Origin of the sequence: Pseudoalteromonas phenolica (assembly GCF_005886345.1) — a bacterium.
Classification (GTDB): Bacteria; Pseudomonadota; Gammaproteobacteria; order Enterobacterales; family Alteromonadaceae; genus Pseudoalteromonas; species Pseudoalteromonas phenolica_A.
Genome location: NZ_PNEC01000045.1, coordinates 25991 through 44254 on the forward strand (window position 1 = coordinate 25991; position 18264 = coordinate 44254).

Consider the following 18264-nt stretch of genomic DNA (forward strand, 5'->3'; position numbering starts at 1 on the left):
ATTCCCTGTAAGGTTTTTAATAGATTCAAACTGAACCCGAACATTCGCGGCATCGCTTACTATTCAAAGCAAATAAGTCGTGGCTGAAGGATTTGCAAAGACTAGACAGGAAACTAGCATGATTGAAGAACTAATCGACTTTATAAACAACGAATTACTTGAAGGTGCGGCACCTGATTTAGATCAGCACACACCGCTTTTAGAGCTAGGTATTTTAAATTCACTATCGATGGTGAGATTATTGGCGCATGTAGATCAGCGCTACGGTGCGAAGATCCCTGAGCACGATATTACCCCGGTGCATTTTGAGAATATAGAAACACTTGCAGCGCTTATTAACACCTTAAGCGCAAAAGATGAGATGCAGGCTGAGCAATCGGTATCTGAGCTAGAGCGCCTGGTGAAATTACAAGAAAGCTATGGCATTCAGAGTGAGTTGGTGGATGCGGGTGAAGGCTTTAAGCAGCACGTATTGCGAGTCAAAGGCGATGGCCCTTTATGGATTTTACTCCCTGCACTTGGCAACCCTTCAACATCTTGGTCTTCAACGCTGCGTTCAGTACAAGGTCGTCACAATGCTGTGGCGCTTGATTTAGCGGGTTTTGGGTTGAGCCAAAGTGCCAATGAAGCGCCATCTTATGTTGATCATGTTGAGTTTACATTGCAATACCTTGCAACGCTTGAAGAGCAAGAGTGGGTGCTGGTGGCGAACTCAGCAGGCAGCATGATCGCAACTGAGATTGCACGTCGTTTCCCTGAGAAAGTAAAAGCCCTGGTTTGTAGTGGCTTTGGTTTAGTTGAAGACGTCGAAAACTGGTGGGGCGATTTAAAGAAAATGTCGTCGAACCCAGAGCAATTCTTGGCAGCCGCTTATTACCACCCACCAAAGATGACACCAGCCTTAGAGTCATTACTTGATGATGTTCTGTCTCGCCCTGCCTATCACAGCTTCTTAGATGACTATGCGCGTCAATCTATCGCGAAAACCTTTGATGGGGTGATGGTACCTACTTTATTTGTGGCAGGTAACCACGACCAAATTATTCCACCAGAATGGAGTGAAAAAGCCGCTGAGCTACTTGATAACGCCAGTGTTACTCGCCTTTCTCGCTGTGGTCACTTCTCGGCTTCTGAACGCCCAGAAGAATTTGTTTGGGTAGTGGAAGATTTCTTAAATAGGGAAGCAATGTAATGGATCAGTTTAAAAGTTACGACGTTGTTATTATTGGCAGTGGCCCAGCAGGCAGCTTATGCGGTATAGAGTGTCGCAAAAAAGGCTTATCGGTTTTATGTATTGAAAAAGACGAGTTTCCGCGCTTTCACATTGGCGAATCACTAACTGGTAATGCGGGGCAGATCATACGTGATCTCGGTTTGGCGGATGAAATGAATGCAGCAGGCTTCCCAGACAAACCCGGTGTGAACGTGATTGGTTCACTATCAAAAAATGAGTTCTTTATTCCTATCTTAGCGCCAACTTGGCAGGTACGTCGTAGCGATTTTGATAACATGCTAAAGCGAAGAGCCCTAGAGCATGGCGTTGAATATCAGCAAGGCTTAGTTAAAGACGTGATCAAGCATGAAGAAAAAGTGGTTGGTGCGATTTATAAAGCCGATGGCGTTGAGCATCAAGTACGCTCAAAGGTACTGGTAGATGCCAGTGGTCAAAATACCTTTTTATCGCGCAAGGGCATTGCAGGAAAACGTGAAATCGAGTTCTTTTCACAGCAGATCGCTTCTTTTGCACATTATAAAAATGTTGAGCGCGATTTACCGCCTTTCTCAACGAATACCACCATTTTATATTCAAAGCAGTATCACTGGTCGTGGATCATTCCAATCTCGCCAGACACAGACAGTCTAGGAATAGTGATCCCGAAAGACTTGTACTACAAAGAGTGTAAAAACCCAGACGATGCCATCGAATGGGGTATGGAGCATATCAGTCCGGAGATCAGACGCCGTTTCAAAAACGCAGAGCGCGTAGGGGAATCGCAATCTATGGCAGACTTCTCTTACCGTATTGAGCCGTTTGTCGGTGATGGTTGGTTGTGTATCGGTGACGCACATCGATTCTTAGATCCAATTTTCTCTTATGGCGTGTCATTCGCCATGAAAGAGGGTATTAAAGCTGCCGATGCAATTAAAAGTGCCATCGATGGTAACGATTGGAAAACGCCTTTCTACGAATATCGCGATTGGAGTAATGGCGGTCAGCAAATTGCTGCAGATCTTATTCGTTACTTCTGGATCTACCCAATTTTCTTTGGCTATCAAATGCAAAACCCTGATTTACGCGATGAAGTCATCCGTCTATTAGGTGGCTGTTGCTTTGATTGTGAAGGATGGAAAGCCCCGACCATCTTTAGAAATGCCATTGAAGAATACGACCGCAAACAAATGGCTGGTTGAGGATAGATCATGAACTTTGCGTGGAATGAGGATCAGCTCGCATTACATGAGCACGCCTTGAGCTTTGCACGAGATCTCGACTTTTCGAAGATCTCTGCAGGTGAGTTTCCAATGGAAGCTTGGCAATCACTGGGTGAGTTTGGCTACTACGGTTTACCCGTAGATAGCCGCTACTCACCTTGTGGCAGTGGTTTTGACATTTTAACCACAGTTAAAATTTTAGAGGGTCTTGGTCAAGGTTGTGCAGATACCGGCATTTTATTTGCCGGTGCTGCACACACCTTTGCTTGCGTTATGCCGATTTATGAACATGGCAGTGAAACACTAAAACATGAGTTATTACCGGCGCTTACCAGTGGTGAGAAGATTGCGGCAAATGCCATTTCTGAAGCTGAAGCAGGCTCAGATATTGGCAAATTAACCACCAAGGCAACCAGAGAGGGTGATTACTACGTCATCAATGGCGCTAAGTCTTATGTGACTAATGGCAGTGTGGCCGACTACTTTGTTCTCTATGCGACCACCAACCCTAAGTTTGGCTACTTAGGTCAAACGGCCTTTGTTGTGCCTGCTGATTTACCTGGCATTGAAGTAGGAAAAAGCTACAAAAAGTTAGGGCTTGATTCGGCGCAGCTCAACCAAGTGTTTTTTGATGAGGTAAAAGTGCATAAGGACTATGTACTAGGCAGTGAAGGGCAAGGCGCGCGTATTTTTGCCGCTTCTATGGATTGGGAGCGTTGTTGTTTATTTGCTTTATTTATTGGTGTGATGCAGAACGATTTAGAGCGCTGCATTGAGTTTGCCAATACCCGCAAGCAGGGCGATAAAACCATCAGTAAATTTCAGGCAGTGTCACATCGTATTGCCGATATGGAAGTACGTTTGCAAAGTGCGCGCTTACTACTGTATTTCGCGGCTTGGCAAAAGTCGCAAGACGTTGATAACACCAAAGCAGTGGCATCAAGTAAGTTAGCCATCAGCGAAGCGTTTGTGCAATCGGGTATTGACGCCATTCGTATTCATGGCGCGGCCGGTTATTTACAAGAAAGCGGCATAGATAGCAGCATTCGTGATGCCCTAGGGTCGGTGTTGTTCTCAGGCACATCTGATATTCAACGAGAACTCATTTGCAATAGGTTGGGCCTACTATGAAATTGCTCAATCAAGTATTAACTCAAGGCTTAGTGCGTGCAGGTGAACAAGCTCTGGCAGTGAGCGATAGCACAGAGTCGTATAGTTATGGTGAATTACAACTCAGGGCGACTCAAATTGCTGTGCTGCTGCAAAAAATTGGCGTTAAAGCGGGTGATAGAGTGGGGCTTTGGTGTGATAAGTCATGTCGAGCACTGGCTGGCATGTTGGCGGTGAGTAAACTCAATGCCGTTTATGTACCAATCGATCCAATGAATCCGAAAGTGCGTGTGGATATTATTCGTCAAGACTGCGACATGAAGGTATTGATCACCAATAAAGCTAAGTTTAGTCAATATCAGCGCGGTGATAATGCTTTATGCGACTTTGTGGTATTAGACGAAGATGCGCTAATAAGCTCAGTATTGCATGTGCACACGTGGCAACATATTACTGCTCAGCAACCAAGCCAGCTCAACTTACCAAAACAGGGTAAAAGTACAGACTTGGCGTATATGCTTTACACCTCTGGCTCAACTGGCGTGCCAAAAGGCGTCAAAATCAGTCATGAAAATGCCCTTGCCTTTATTGAATGGTCGGCGACTAAACTCAATGCAACAGTGCAAGATCGTTTTGCCAATCATGCCCCTTGGCATTTTGATTTATCGGTGCTTGATATTTATGTGGCTTTATTATCAGGCGCAAGTGTTCATTTGGTATCTGAAATCGACAGCTATGTGGCACAAAAATTAGTGTCATTTGTGGCCCAAAAGCAGATCAGTGTTTGGTATTCAGTGCCTACTGCACTGGTGATGATGCTAGAAGCTGAGGCTGACTTTGCTGAGCGTTGCCAGCAGCTTAGAGCCATTATTTTTGCTGGTGAAGCTTTTGCGATTAAACCGCTTAAACACCTTCGTGAAGCGTTTCCCGATGCCGAGCTTTACAACTTTTATGGCCCGACTGAAACCAATGTATGTAGTTACTACAAAGTTCCTCGGGTAGTACCAGACAAGCTGCCTATAGGTTACCCAGCCAGCAATGCTTTGCTATCCATTTGTGATGAACAAGGTAAAGCACTGCCTGTGGGCGAGCAAGGGTTTGTTACTGTAATTGGCCCGACTGTTTTCAGCGGTTATTGGGGACGCGCAGATCTGCAATCAGAAGCTTATAACACAGGTGATATCGGCTATTTCAATGAGTTGGGAGAGTTGATGTATGTCGGTCGTCAAGATCATATGGTGAAAGTGAATGGTTATCGGGTTCATCTTGGTGAAGTTGAACGCGCTATTTACCAGCATCCAGCAGTAAAAGAGTGTTTAGTTGAGCTCAGCAGCCAAAAAACACTCCATGCGCATATTGCCGTAGAGGGGGATGCGCCGTCTTTATTAACCCTAAAAATTCACTGTGCCAAACGTTTACCTAAATACATGTTGCCAGAGCAGGTGATAGTGCACGATGCACTGCCTCGTAATCGCAACGGAAAATTATCGCGTCAATGCTTATCTGGGTTGTCTGCTCAATCGGGATCTGAAAACAACGTACAGAACACGATGAGCGAGGCGTAACACGCTTGCATCCGCAGGCACCTCCTAGTTAAACAAGGAATGAAAAATGAGAAAAAAAATCGCAGTCATCGGTGCTGGTTTATCAGGCATTGCCGCCATCAAACAGCTTACAGACGGGGGCCATGAGGTTGTCTGTTTTGAAAAAGCAGAAAGCTTTGGTGGTGTATTTGCCGATAAAAAAATCTATGAAGATTTGCACCTAACCATTTCTAATTACTTTATGGCGTATTCAGATTATGTGCCGAGTCAGCAAAAGCTGAAGTTCTGGTCTAAAAAAGAATACGTTAACTACTTAGGCGAATATCTTGCCCGCTTCGAATTAGGTCAATACATTCATTACGATCACGAAGTACGAAAGGTAGAAAAGCAAGCAGGAAAATGGCAGGTCACCACAAAACATGGCATGGCTGAACAAACTGACACCTTTGACATGGTTGCCGTTTGCTCGGGTCATTTCCAAAAGCCAAAACTGCCTGAGCTTGCTGGTTTAGACATGTTCGAGGGCGAAATTGAGCACTCGAATGATTACCGCGATAAGCACAAATATGCCGGTAAACGTGTGTTATGTGTAGGTTTGGGTGAAAGTAGTGCCGACATTACTTCTGAGATTTCAGAAGTTGCGAGCAAATGTATCTTATCGCTGCGCCGTTACCCTGCGGTGGCACCACGCTATATGGCGTTCCAAGAAGATCCTTACTTCACCATAGATACCAGCTGGTTAACATCACGCATCGTGAATAAATTACCACATCGTTATCATGGTGGGATCACGAAAGGCATTTTCAATAAGTATGTGAATAGCCGTAACGATCATGTGCGGATCAGAGGTGAGTGGCTGAAAAAATCAGGCCCTTCTCACCATCAAGCCGTCACTAAAAATGAGCGACTATTCAGGCCAATCGCCGATGGCAAAGTAGTCCCTAACATTGGTGGCATTATGCGTTTTGAAAAAAACGCCGTGGTGTTTCAAGATGGCACGCGTGAAGAAATTGATGCCGTAGTATTTTGCACAGGCTATCAACTGAGCTTCCCATTTTTAGATGTCAGCATCAGCAATATGCGTGACTTGTACAAACAAATGTTTATTCCTGAAATGGGTGACTCACTGTCGTTTATCGGTTTTGTTCGTCCGCAACAAGGGGGCATTCCGGTTATTGCTGAAATGCAATGTCGTTACTTATCACAGCTGGCCAGTGGCGAGAAGTTATTACCGCCGCTATCAGAAATGGTCGACATCATTAAATACGATACCGAGCACTGGCAGACGGAGTATAAGATCACCCCACATGTGGCCTCTTTGGTGAACTACTGCCATTACATGGATTCTATGGCAAAGCTGGTTGGCTGCATGCCTGAGATCCCTAGCTTGTTTAAAGATCCACTGTTGCGCGTAAAGCTATTGCATAACCCGCAGTTTGCAGCGCAATACCGTTTAGATGGCCCAAATAAAATGACTCATACAGCGCGCTCGTTCTTATTAGGCTTTCCAAATATCAGTTCTTGGCCACGCATCATTCATTTTGAGTTGGCTTTGATCACCCAAAAACTACTCTCACGTTTACGCCTTGATGGCTTACGTGAGCTTAGTAAATAGCTGCTCAGGGACGGGAAAACGTTATGATCCGACTAACCGATGAGTGCTTGTGCAATCTAAATGATGCGTTGCAACCACACCGCTTTAATTTAAGTCGTTTAAGCCATTTGCAAAAAATCATCTTAGGCACCGATGGCACAGTAACCCAATTAATCGAAAGTATTGTCGATGAAAAGTTGGTGGTGAATAAACTGTTTGAAGCCGATGTTGATAGTGACACGATCGCCACAACGTCGAGCGAACAACAAGCTGAAACACATTGCCAAAGGCGGGTTATTTTATTGCAAGGCGAGACCTCAGGCTTGCCATACCTGTATGCCGACTCCTTGGTTTATCACGGAAACATGAACGTGAATTTTTCTCGCGCCCTGACTCATTCTCAGATCCCCATTGGCAAAGCTTGGGAAAAGTTTCAGGTTGAAACCTATAAAACCTTGCTGTCATGGGGATTTGAATATGCCAATGAGCTAGCACCTCACTTTGCGATTTCAAGCCATGATTTGGTGTTGTATCGCACCTACTTGGTGTTCTCTCAGGGTAAAAAGATCTTCCGGATCACCGAAAAGTTTCCTTTCGTTTGGTATCTGCAATCAGAGCAATTCACAGCGAGTGCAGCGACCACTGCAACACCAACTTTAGTCAGCGGAATTTGAGCAATGAAAAATACAGACAGCGTCGTGGCGCAACCACAAATCAATTTAGACATTAACAAACTGACTCCGAGTATTCCTCACATCCCATTTAACAGCGAAGACGGGCAGCTGTTTTTTTGGGGTGAGGAATACCACCTAATTATCGAGTCTCTATCAAAGAAGTACGGAGATATCTACTCGGTTGAAACAGCCAAGGGCAATTTGGTGGTATTAAACGGCTATCAATACATCAAAGAAGCATTGGTCACACAGAATGATGTGTTTAATGTACGAGCCGACTATAAAATTCTGCAAGTGGCACCACAAAAGCACTTTTTAGAGTTAGAAGCTGGCGAGCCTTGGCAGGTGCACCGTAAAGTATTTGCCCATGCCATGCGTGAATATTTTGCCACGCGCTGGGATAACATTGAGCAATGGATGACCACTGAAATTGAGGATATCGCAGCGGTATGGCAAGCCGATGAGGGCAAGCCATTTGACCCGAATCGTGAAGTGTCAATTAAGCTTGCTAGTTTTTTACATAAGGTCATGTTTGATGATCGCTTTGGTGAGTTTGAAAAAGGCCTGTTTGACGAGAAAAGCTTAAGTTGGTTACCAAATGGCTTTATTAACAGCACGCGTTACGAGTTGATGCCTACTGAGCTGCAAGAGAAATATTACGCTCAGTATGGTGATGCGATTGAAAAGTTTAGCGGTAACTTGAACGCTCTTGATCAATACGTGTCATTCAATGTTGACCGTCGTAAAGCCGATTATAAACCGGGCGAGTATCGTGATTTATGTGATTATTTGTTTGCTGCAAATGACAGTGTCGATGCGCAAACGAAAGCTGCTTTAAACATTGATGAAAAAGAAATTGTCATCGGTTCACTGACTCAAGTCGCGGGAGCTGGTGGCGGTGTTGGAGCATTTGCGATGCGCTGGGCGTTGTTGTACTTGGCTGCTTTTCCAAAACAGCAGCAGCGTGTACAAAAAGAACTCGATGAAGTGGTGGGTAAAAACGCGGTGCCATTGAATAAGCACAAAGCGGATCTGCCTTATACACAGGCGTTTATCAGTGAGGTATTGCGCCATTGTTCAATTACATCTATGCCTGCGGCCAACTATGCAACCAGCAAAGACACGCTATTAGACGGTTACTTTCTTGCCGAAGGCACGCCATTGGTGATTAATAATTACAGTATTACACGAGATGAAACGCTGTGGGAAAACCCGCATGAATTTATGCCTGAACGCTTTTTAGATGAAGATGGCGAGTTGAGCAAAAAGCAATTGGGTAAGGCTTTCCCATTTGGTTTAGGACAGCGCCGCTGCTTGGGTGAACATTTTGGTAAATACATCATTCATACCTTGTTTGCTCAGTTAGCGCATAAGTTTGAATTTAGTCTGCCTGAAGGGAAGCAAGCTAATCTTAAAGCGATTTCAGGGGTGTTCTTAGTGCCTGAAGAAGTCGAAATCGTGTCTAAATCGCGCAACGTCTAATTCATTTTCATACGCATACATAAAGGCCGCGCACTTGATAAAGTGCGCGGCCTTTTTTATATGAATTAAGTTTTTATTTTATATTTAACATTTTTGTAACTTTGAGTTTTTATTCTATTCTAAGTAATTGATGTTTTTACTTAAGGAAAGAATATGAACAATAATAAATGGCTTTTTGCCCCGCTACTGCTGAGCGCAGCCTCGGCTTTTGCACTACCACAGTGCCCGCAACCACAATTGATGGAGCAGCGTTTTGAAGCGCCCAGCTTTGAAACCGGAAAATATAAAAATTGGTCAAATCGTTTTATTACTTGGCTGCCAAGCTTTCATATGATCCATGATGAAATTGTCGCGGTAGGTAAACCCGTCACAGTAACTGCTAAGTTTGATTACGGCAGTGTGGCGCATAAAGACTTAGAGTTTGAAACAGTGAAGTTCTATATTCGTGGCCAAAATGACGCACAGTGGCAATATCTATCGACAGCGACCACAAACAGCGATGGTAAAGCGACCTTGTCTTTACCGGGCATGTCTGCAGGCCAATACCGTATTTATGCGGGCGTACCAGCTGATGGCACTGGCACAGAAGGTTTCTTAACGGTCGTAGAGCCAAATACAGAAGCGGTATTATTCGACATTGATGGCACATTAACAGAGTCTGATGCTGAGCAAATTGGTGATTACACAGGCATAGATTATGCTGATGCAAAGGACGAGGCTTATACGCTAGCGCGTAGCTATTTGGATTTAGGTTATCAGCCTATTTATCTTACTGCGCGTGTTTATTGGTATGCCAAAGGTACGCGCAAATGGCTATCTTGGATGGGCTTGCCTCAAGGTTATCTGCGCACATCGCTAAGTAATGAAACTAGCTTATTTCGTACTGCAGAATACAAGACAGAGCAGATCAACAAACTTGAAGCGAATGGCATTAAAATTGTGCGCGCCTATGGCAATGCAAAAACGGATGCTGAAGCATTCATCAAATCAGGTCTAAGTGCCTCTCAAAGTTTTACCATAGGTAAAGATGCGGGGTATTACGGTACAACGCCGATTTTAAATAACAGTTACGCCGATCATATTGTAACTCACGTGAACAACTTCCCGAACGCGAATTGCCAGTAATAAAGTTACTAACTCCAGCCCTGAGTTCCTCCCCAATCACTTAGGGCTGTTATCAAAACCTCACTTATATTATTTAAATTTTAATTAACATTGTTGTAACTTTAGAGTTTTAGCTCTACTATGCGCATGATTTTTATTGGCTTAAGGATATGAGCTGGACCACCAACCCTCCAAATAGAAGACTCAATTAGGAGGATTGGTATAAAAAGCTTATTAAGCCTGTTCTATAAGGAAAATTATGAATATCAAAAAACTGAGTATTGGTCTGGCACTGCTAGGTGCGACATCAGCAAGTGCATTCACGCAACTAGGTGGCGGTGGCATTATGCCAATGGGTCATGAATGGCTCACACGTACCGCTGCATTAGAGTTATTAGACCAAGAGCACATCATTCAAACCGATCCCAATGATCCTCGATATCACTGGCAGCAAGGCCTGGCGAAGCGCACTGACTTAACTGCGGCGTATAATGAAGTACAGCGAATACAAGCTAAAAGTAATAACAATACAAGTTACCAACCTAAGTATGATGATATCTATGCAGCCATTGTGGGTGAACGTTGGGTTGATATTGCTGGGTTTAATGTGACGAATGCCAGTACGGATCCGACTGGACCAAACTGCTTTAGTGCAATTTCGCAAGAACCTGCCGATCTGCAACAAGATCACTTTATGCGCCGTTATGATGACATAGGTGGTCAAGGTGGTGTAGATGCCGCTTACCGCGGTCAAAAGCGCTTTATTGAACACTTTGTTAATGCCGCAATGGCAGAGCAAAAGCGTATTCAAGTGTGGGATGGCGGAGGCTATTCAGCTAAAACAGAAGTGGATCATAACTATTTCTTGTTTGGTCGAGCGGTGCACTTATTCCAAGACTCATTTAGCCCGGAACATACAGTACGTTTACCAGCGGATAACTACGAAAAAGTATGGCAAGTAAAAGCTTATTTATGTTCAGAAGGTGCTGAGCAGCACACACATGATACCAAAGATGTGCTCGACTTCAGCAGTGGTGATGTGATCTGGCAAGAAAATATTCGCCTTGATTCAGGGTGGGATTCATATTCTGCAAGTAATATGAAGCCTGTTGCGCTGGTGGCACTAGAGGCAAGTAAAGACTTATGGGCGGCATTCATTCGTACAATGGCCTTAGACAAGAGTGCACGTGAAGCTTATGCCAGACAAGAAGCGCAAACCTTGGTAGACAATTGGTTGTCGTTTGATGAACAAGCGATGCTTGCATGGTATGACAATCAACAGCATAGAGACCATACCTATGTACTCGCCCCAGGTGAAAGCGGTATTGGTAAAACACTTGAAGCTTGTATGGGAGAGTTGAAGGTAGGCACAACCAATCAAGCAGAGCGTGTTGCGCAATTAGATGCTGAGCGTCGCCAGTGCTTATATAACATTGAAGCAGAACCTGGATATGCAGATCTGTACGATGATTATATGGGAATGCCATATAACTGGCGCTGGAAGTCACTTACTTGGCAAACACCACCAAATGACTGGCAACCGACTAAGCAGCAAGCTGACAGTGGCAAAGCGGTTGTGATCAAGTCTGCTGTAGATGATAAGGCGCTGTCGGTATCTGTTTTAAATAATAATGAGCGCTTAACCACAGTACAGAATAACCCTGTGGAGTGGTTAAAAGTACCAGCAAGTGAAGGGCGTTACTATTTACGAAGTCGCCAAGCGCCTGCATTGTTTTTTAGCTATAGTGGGTCTTCATCAGGGTATGGCAAATTATGGGACTCGCCAAAACAAGCGGAGTACGAGTTCGTTTATCAAGGAGGCGTATGGAATATTAAAAATACCTACTGGCAGCAGTATTTTTGGTATAACCAAGATAAGCAGCGTCCACAATTAACTTCGACAGGCAGTGCAGATAAACAGCACTCAAAGTGGATTTTAGAGTAGTTTTGCGCTTCTTTTTAAGAGCTTGCTAAATACCTAGCGGGTTTCAAAAGGCACGAAGTCAACAACGTGCCTTTTGAGAGATAAAGGAGTCAGTTAGAACTGACCGCTTAACAGTAAAGTAAAGCGCGGTGAGCGTTCAAAGCGACGATCTTCGTATTGTGAAATACCATTTTCAGTAAATAAGCCGTCGTGTCGAGTTCTGATATTTCTGGTTTTACGGCTTAGTAAACGGTCGCCTTTGAGGGTTAATTTTAAGTTTGATGGCAATTTATAGTTTAGCTCCATGCTCGCCCACAACTTGTATTCTAACGTACTGGTATAGTCGAAGCGAGTAAAGGGCGAAGTACCTCTATCTTGTAGTGTCATGCTCCAATCAAGGTTTTCGATAGGGCCTGTTTGATTGATTTTAACTTGCCATTCATTATCGCTAAGTCTCGCTATTTTGTTGTCTTGACCTGTAAATGGGTCACGCATATTAGTATCACGCCAAGTATAACTGGCGCTGATCATAGTATTTGGTAGGCCAATGACGTCTAAACCAAAATCAGTTTCAAGCTCAACACCATATTCTTTGGCGCTGTCGACATTACCTTCACCTGAGTAGCTAACTAATGGGATCTCAACAATGAGATCGGTGATTTTATGATAATACGGCGTCAGCGTTAGGCTACCGCTAGTTGCTTGAAATTGTCGCTCAAAACTAACAGACAACTCGTCTCTGACTTCTGGGCGTAAGTTTGGATTGGTTTCTTCTAATCGCTGTTCTTCTCGGTTAAAGCGAGGTACAAAGTCATTTAATCTTAATTGACTCACGGTACGCTCTAAATTGGTACGTAACTGAATATCGTCACTTAAATCATGGCGAAAGTTAATACGTGGTTTTAAGTAATTAAATGAACGCGTTGATCCACTGGTTGCTTGCTCAAATGTGTCGGTTTGCAGGCTAAAATCAGTAGCAACATCCAGTTTTGAATACTCGTAAACCAAAGAAGCCTGTAGGTTCGTTGCTTGAGATATTGAATAGTTATAGTGACTAAAGCCTTCATAGCGGGTTTCTTTGATGTCATTAAGTTCTGTAGAATGATAAACATCATCTTGGCTGTCGATGAATTGAAGGTTTTCATCGAGTTTATTAATAGCAAGCTCAACGCCTGAGTCGAAGCTATGTTGCTTGTCGAGTGCATATTTCCAACTTCCTCTCACGACGCTTTCTGACTCTCTGTAAAGTCGGGGAAGTTGGTATCCCGCAGTGGTGCTGCCATCGTCATTGATAATGGTCTGCCAAAGTTGATCATTGGCTTTACTGCGGTTTTCGATAAAGAGTAGTTTCAAGCTGTGTTTATCGTTAATTTTATGACTGATATCTCCACTAATTTCCCATTCTCGTAGGCCCCAATCAAATGTCAGGTTATCCGCCGTTGTGGTGTTGTCCGCAAGTTGTATATACGTAGAATCAAAGTCGCTATCTAGATAGATTTTTTTATACATGCTGTTCAGCGTCATGGAGGTGCTGTTGGAGTGTTTGTAACTGAGCTTGTTGCTGAATATGTCTTCGCGGAACCAATTTTTACGTACGCGCTTGTAGTGTTTCGTCGGTTCATTGTCGGCAGAGCTAAACAGCTCATTGATTTTGACTTTCGTGGGATAAAGCTTTCTTTCAAAACCAAAGCGATACGTTAAATCGCCTTCACCACCACTTAATACTAAAGAGCCTAACGGTTTACCCTGCATAGAGTCTGTTTTCGTGACCCCAATATTCCATAGTACCGCGGTGCTGATGTCGTCTTTGAGCATGACGTTGATAATTAAACCGTTACTTTGTACATCAAGACCGGATACTGAGCCTCTGATCAGCTCAATGTAATCAACATCTTTGGCTTGAATGTTATCAATCTCACTTTTTATGCTATTACCTTTACCCGATACGCGTTGTCGATTAATTAATATTTGCTCGCCTGACGAGCCAAAACCTCGGGTTTCATTGTTGTTATTCATGGCTAACAGTAGGTTGTTGGCACCTGGAATTTTTTCTAAGATATCTCGCAGGTTCTGTGGTGAAAATGGCGTGAAGAAACTCTCGTCGTAAGTATCAATGTTAGCGGCTGTGTTGTTGCTTACATCATCATTGGCACAGCTTGCTTGGCTGTTAAAAAACAAAGTCAGTGCAGTTGCAACCACACTTAATTTTAAAAGACGAGATGTGAAAAGGCGTTTCATGATAATTCCCTCAATGGCGTTTGAGTTCATATTAGGAGGGCGAGCCAAGGTAAAATAGACACAAAAAGTAAAACTCTCAGTAGGATCTTTTTACAAAAGTTTACTTAAGAAAATGTAAGGTCTGGGGTAGGGTAACGCGTGTGTAAAAAGGAGTACCGAATTATGAGCATCAAACCTAAATTGTTAATCGTGGAAGACGAAGCCAGTATTTTACGCGGCTTGACCGACTTATTTATTTTCCATGGTTTTGAGGTCGACAGTGAAATAGATGGCAAGCAAGGGTTAGAAGCCGCGTTGCAAGGTCATTATCACTGTGTGATTTTAGATGTGATGCTGCCGAGTATGAATGGTTTTGAGATCTGTAATGCGCTACGCCAACACTCGCAAAGCCAAGCGATTTTGATGCTGACTGCTAAAAACAGTGAAGAAGATATCATCAATGGTCTGACTTTGGGGGCTGATGATTATTTAGCTAAACCATTTTCGACGTCCGAGCTGGTTTTAAGGGTTAAAGCCTTAGTGCGTCGTTCAGGGTGGAGCCCCGAAGACAGTAAACTAATCATTTGCGATCAGGTAGAGATCTGCACTCAGAGTTTAACTGGCCAATCGTTTAACCAAACGGTGCGCTATACCCGTCGTGAAGTAGAAATCTTAAACTATTTGAGCCAGCAAAAAGCGCCAGTTTCACGCTGCGAACTGTTAAGAGAAGTGTGGGGGTATAAGTCAACGGATCACATTGATACTCGAACGGTTGATATTCATATAGCCAAGTTACGCAAGAAAATTGAACCTGATCCTAAAGCGCCAAAATACCTAGTGACCCTGCGTGGTGAAGGGTATCAATTATTCGGGCAGGCTTCTTGATGAAAGCATTCTTAAAACCTTCACCTTTGCTCAATTATCAACAGCGTTTAAAAAGGCTAAGAATTTTCACGCTGAGCTTTTTCTTGCTGTTGTTTATTCCTGTGTCCTTGGTTTGTGTGTTTGTGTTTCAGCAATTTCAGCAAGAGCAAATCGTTAAATACCAAAAACATGCAACCAAGCTCAGCGACATTATTAATAAACGGCTATTTAAACAAGCGATTATTACCAACTCGGTTTCTCCCACGGAGTTTGATTATTACCAGTATGCTTACAACCCAGAAACCAAAAAGGTCACGCGACAAGTATCTCCGCTTGCTGATCCAGAAAGTTTTCAGCGTTATGAAGGTTTAGTGGGGTTCTTTCAAATAGATGCACAAGGGCGTTTTAATAGCCCTATGTGGCCTGATGTGATCCAAGCGGATGATGTTTTCTCTGAAAAAGAAGCTCAAAAAGAAAGCCTCAAAATGGCACGTGGTTTATACGATGTAGTGATGCGTTCAGAGCAGGTAAAAACTTTAATTAATAATGGCTTTATCGTACAACCTGAAAAATATGAAGCGATAGAAGACGTACCTGATTACTTTATTTTTTATCGTGCAGTCACGGTGAGTGATGAAGTAAAAATGCAAGGCTACGTGCTAGATAAGCAGCGCTATTTACTCGGACTTATTATGGAAGTGATGACCAATAAGCGTCCTAATGCATTTCTCGGATTGACTATCAGTGATAAGAAAGGTCATGCCGAAGATGCGTTTATTGTTTCCAAGATGCTGAAAAATGGGGACATGGACGTACAGCTACAAGCGTCGTTACCGGCAAAGTTGATGCAAGTTCACCTGAAAGAAAGCAAATTGCACTGGCCGTTTCCATCTTATTGTATTTCATTTTCAACTAAGGCGTTTGGCACCAGTAGTCTGGCCTTGTATGGGTTAGGGTTAATGGGGGTCTTATTACTGACCATTGCACTTGGTTGCTATGGTTTTTATGCTTTGGGCAAACGTCAGTTAAAGTTAGCCGAGCAACGTTTAAACTTTGTTTCGTCGGTGAGTCATGAATTAAAAACCCCCCTAACATCCATTCGTATGTATTCAGAAATGCTGAAGTCTGGGCAAATTTTATCTGAGCAACATCGCAGTGATTACTACGAGTTTATATTTAGTGAGAGTGAACGTTTGTCTCGCCTCATAGATAATATCCTGCAGCTCTCAAAGCTTAGTCAGCCTGCACATAATGTTGAGCCGAACTGGGTAAAATTGAGCATATTGAATGACGTTATCCAATCAAAAGTATCGTCGTTATTGGTGAAAAACGACTTTGCTCTCAATATTAACCAGCCTTTTGAGCATCCAGACTGTGCATTGCTATGGGTTGACATGGATGCCTTTGCGCAAGTGGTGATTAATATTACCGATAACGCAGTGAAGTTCTTTGATCAAGCCAAGATCAATGATGTTGAGAGACAAAAAATCGATTTCAATTTTCATTATTCTAAGCAGCAGCCAGAGTTTATTCAGTTACAAATACGTGATTATGGCTTTGGTATTAGTGAAGAGCAGCAAGAAAAACTGTTTGAGCTGTTTTACCGTGGCGGCAATGAATTAACCCGAGCGACCCAAGGTACGGGGATTGGTTTGGCTTTGGTTAAAGAGCTCATTAATGCCCAACAAGGTAAAGTAACGGTTGAGAGAATGCAGCCCGGTCTGGCTTTAAATATTATCTTTAAATTTAAGTTTGAAGATAATTAAGTTACAAAAGATAAAAATAAAAGTAGTCTTGTTTTAAGGCTGCTTTTTATTTTGTCTTTTTTCTTGGGTATCAAGTGATCGACTTACTGTCAATTTACATACTACAATTCCTAAGATAACACCTTATTTTACTCCTTAATTCATCAAATAAGTGTTTCTGACATCGCAGAGTTAGCCCATAATACTCAGCCTGAACTAATCTTAATATAAGCCTCTGGGTTTCATGAGTAGACCTCAATAGAGAAAATTAGTTAAAAACTAAACTGAATCATTGGCCAGTAATTCCTATGACAAAACCCGCAACACAATATATTGCAAGGCAGGCAATACTCGATGCAACTAAGCAAGTTTTTGCTTATGAATTATTATATCGAGACTCACATAACAATGCTTTTCCTATTGGTGTGAGTGATGAGCAAGCAACAGGGAGAGTGTTTTTTAATTCACTTATATTAGTAGGGAAAGAAAAGCTAGTTGCGAATCATTGTGCGTTTGTAAATTTATCCGACACCACATTACTACAAGAAATTCCAAAGCTTTTAAAGCCAGATAATTTAGTTTTAGAAATTGTCGAGCGCTCACAAAATATCGAGCAATTGCTTACGATTGTTAAGACCTTACGTAAACAACATTATAAATTTGCGCTTGATGACTATGATTGCGATCCACGCTGGGAACCTTTGCTGCCGCATATGTCCTATGTGAAGTTAGAATTAGAGCAGCCAATCTTAAAAACAACCTTATTAGTGAAAAAGCTGAAGCGTTTATACCCTAAAATGAAGATAGTGGTTGAGCGTATAGAAACGTATGAAGAGTTTGAATATCTAAAAAAGGCGGGAGTTGATTATTTTCAGGGATACTTTTTTGCTAAGCCTGAAATGCTGACCCATGGCAATGTTGAACCTTCTAAGCTGGTGGTTTTAGATTTATTAAAATCAACTGCACAAACTAATCTGTGCTTTAAAGATATTGAAAAGAAAATAGCGAAAGATTTAAGTCTAACCGCACGTATTTTAAAGTTAGTAAATGCTCGCTCTGGTTTAGATAAATTAGAAATGAAATCGATTTCACAAGCGGTTGTTTATTTAGGTGAAGAAGCTTTAAGGCAATTTGTTCGTGTTTTAGCGCTCAGTGAATTGGGTGTAGATAAGCCATCCGAGCTCACAAAGTATGGTTTGATGCGCGCTAAGTTTATGGAGCTATTTCTAGAACCTGGTGGTGAAGAAATGGCAGAGCAGGGTTATCTTATCGGTTTGATGTCTGTGTTAGGCGCTGTTTTAGATATGGACCTGACGACCATCATTAGTGAGTTCTCATTAGATAGTACCCTAAGTGGTGCTTTGCTAAATTATAAAGGCTTATTGGGTGGTGCTCTCAAGGTCGCAATAGCTATTGAGAAAAATGACTGGCAAGAAGCAGAAAGCGTATTAGCTGTAGTGCGTCCAGCAACACCTGTTAGCAATTTACATCACTTGGCCACTGAAAGTCGGACCTATGCAGATGAGGTTTTTGCTGTTGTCTCAAAAAATAGCTAACCTGAGCTGCGCATAAG

The 18264-nt window shown here is 42.8% G+C and carries 13 protein-coding genes; 12 read left to right on the top strand and 1 reads right to left on the bottom strand.

The genetic code is table 11. The features are described from left to right. Window positions 1–118: 118 nt before the first annotated feature. The 9 genes from CWB72_RS15340 (at window position 119) to CWB72_RS15380 (ending at window position 11886) form a co-directional block, all read left to right on the top strand. Window positions 119–1192 (top strand): alpha/beta fold hydrolase, encoded by a 1074-nt coding sequence (locus tag CWB72_RS15340; protein WP_138566808.1) that lies wholly within the window; start codon window positions 119–121, stop codon window positions 1190–1192. Then, a complete protein-coding gene (locus CWB72_RS15345; RefSeq protein ID WP_138633129.1) occupies window positions 1192–2412 on the top strand; it encodes an NAD(P)/FAD-dependent oxidoreductase in 1221 nt (406 codons plus the stop codon). The genes CWB72_RS15340 and CWB72_RS15345 overlap by 1 nt, the downstream gene beginning before the upstream one ends. 9 nt (window positions 2413–2421) lie before the next feature. Continuing rightward, on the top strand, window positions 2422–3564 hold the full coding sequence (locus tag CWB72_RS15350; protein ID WP_138633132.1) for an acyl-CoA dehydrogenase family protein: 1143 nt from the start codon (window positions 2422–2424) through the stop codon (window positions 3562–3564). Further along, window positions 3561–5108 carry an amino acid adenylation domain-containing protein gene (locus CWB72_RS15355; RefSeq protein WP_138633135.1) on the top strand — a complete coding sequence of 516 codons (1548 nt, stop codon included), beginning with the start codon at window positions 3561–3563 and terminating at the stop codon, window positions 5106–5108. The genes CWB72_RS15350 and CWB72_RS15355 overlap by 4 nt, the downstream gene beginning before the upstream one ends. A 46-nt stretch (window positions 5109–5154) precedes the next feature. Beyond that, window positions 5155–6702 carry an NAD(P)-binding domain-containing protein gene (locus tag CWB72_RS15360; protein ID WP_138633139.1) on the top strand — a complete coding sequence of 516 codons (1548 nt, stop codon included), beginning with the start codon at window positions 5155–5157 and terminating at the stop codon, window positions 6700–6702. Between the two features lie 23 nt (window positions 6703–6725). After that, window positions 6726–7355 (top strand): chorismate--pyruvate lyase family protein, encoded by a 630-nt coding sequence (locus CWB72_RS15365; protein WP_130254565.1) that lies wholly within the window; start codon window positions 6726–6728, stop codon window positions 7353–7355. A 3-nt stretch (window positions 7356–7358) separates the two neighbouring features. Beyond that, entirely contained in the window at window positions 7359–8837 is a 1479-nt protein-coding gene (locus tag CWB72_RS15370; protein WP_138633142.1) for a cytochrome P450, read from the top strand. A gap of 153 nt (window positions 8838–8990) precedes the next feature. Beyond that, entirely contained in the window at window positions 8991–9962 is a 972-nt protein-coding gene (locus tag CWB72_RS15375) for an LNS2 domain-containing protein (RefSeq protein ID WP_138633145.1), read from the top strand. Between the two features lie 238 nt (window positions 9963–10200). Continuing rightward, window positions 10201–11886, top strand: a complete 1686-nt coding sequence (locus tag CWB72_RS15380) for a hemolysin D (RefSeq protein WP_138633148.1) — start codon at window positions 10201–10203, stop codon at window positions 11884–11886. A 93-nt stretch (window positions 11887–11979) separates the two neighbouring features. On the opposite strand, the gene CWB72_RS15385 is transcribed toward CWB72_RS15380, so the two are convergent. Beyond that, window positions 11980–14103 (bottom strand): TonB-dependent receptor plug domain-containing protein, encoded by a 2124-nt coding sequence (locus CWB72_RS15385; protein ID WP_138633151.1) that lies wholly within the window; start codon window positions 14101–14103, stop codon window positions 11980–11982. Window positions 14104–14265: 162 nt separating this feature from the next. Here CWB72_RS15385 and CWB72_RS15390 point away from each other — a divergent pair, with 162 nt between their 5' ends. The 3 genes from CWB72_RS15390 (at window position 14266) to CWB72_RS15400 (ending at window position 18247) form a co-directional block, all read left to right on the top strand. Further along, window positions 14266–14967: a response regulator transcription factor gene (locus CWB72_RS15390; protein WP_138633154.1), complete on the top strand. Its 702-nt coding sequence runs from the start codon at window positions 14266–14268 to the stop codon at window positions 14965–14967. Beyond that, window positions 14967–16712 carry a sensor histidine kinase gene (locus CWB72_RS15395; RefSeq protein WP_138633157.1) on the top strand — a complete coding sequence of 582 codons (1746 nt, stop codon included), beginning with the start codon at window positions 14967–14969 and terminating at the stop codon, window positions 16710–16712. Before CWB72_RS15390 ends, CWB72_RS15395 begins: the two co-directional genes overlap by 1 nt. A 287-nt stretch (window positions 16713–16999) precedes the next feature. Beyond that, window positions 17000–18247 (top strand): EAL and HDOD domain-containing protein, encoded by a 1248-nt coding sequence (locus CWB72_RS15400; RefSeq protein WP_138633160.1) that lies wholly within the window; start codon window positions 17000–17002, stop codon window positions 18245–18247. Window positions 18248–18264 lie beyond the last annotated feature (17 nt).

Excerpts from the sequence above, each read along its gene's own strand:
- CWB72_RS15380 (WP_138633148.1), top strand. The coding sequence starts at position 10,201 with ATGAATATCAAAAAACTGAGTATTGGTCTGGCACTGCTAGGTGCGACA.
- CWB72_RS15375 (WP_138633145.1), top strand. The coding sequence starts at position 8,991 with ATGAACAATAATAAATGGCTTTTTGCCCCGCTACTGCTGAGCGCAGCC.
- CWB72_RS15345 (WP_138633129.1), top strand. The coding sequence starts at position 1,192 with ATGGATCAGTTTAAAAGTTACGACGTTGTTATTATTGGCAGTGGCCCA.
- CWB72_RS15400 (WP_138633160.1), top strand. The coding sequence starts at position 17,000 with ATGACAAAACCCGCAACACAATATATTGCAAGGCAGGCAATACTCGAT.
- CWB72_RS15355 (WP_138633135.1), top strand. The coding sequence starts at position 3,561 with ATGAAATTGCTCAATCAAGTATTAACTCAAGGCTTAGTGCGTGCAGGT.
- CWB72_RS15360 (WP_138633139.1), top strand. The coding sequence starts at position 5,155 with ATGAGAAAAAAAATCGCAGTCATCGGTGCTGGTTTATCAGGCATTGCC.
- CWB72_RS15370 (WP_138633142.1), top strand. The coding sequence starts at position 7,359 with ATGAAAAATACAGACAGCGTCGTGGCGCAACCACAAATCAATTTAGAC.
- CWB72_RS15385 (WP_138633151.1), bottom strand. The coding sequence starts at position 14,103 with ATGAAACGCCTTTTCACATCTCGTCTTTTAAAATTAAGTGTGGTTGCA.
- CWB72_RS15395 (WP_138633157.1), top strand. The coding sequence starts at position 14,967 with ATGAAAGCATTCTTAAAACCTTCACCTTTGCTCAATTATCAACAGCGT.
- CWB72_RS15365 (WP_130254565.1), top strand. The coding sequence starts at position 6,726 with ATGATCCGACTAACCGATGAGTGCTTGTGCAATCTAAATGATGCGTTG.
- CWB72_RS15340 (WP_138566808.1), top strand. The coding sequence starts at position 119 with ATGATTGAAGAACTAATCGACTTTATAAACAACGAATTACTTGAAGGT.
- CWB72_RS15350 (WP_138633132.1), top strand. The coding sequence starts at position 2,422 with ATGAACTTTGCGTGGAATGAGGATCAGCTCGCATTACATGAGCACGCC.
- CWB72_RS15390 (WP_138633154.1), top strand. The coding sequence starts at position 14,266 with ATGAGCATCAAACCTAAATTGTTAATCGTGGAAGACGAAGCCAGTATT.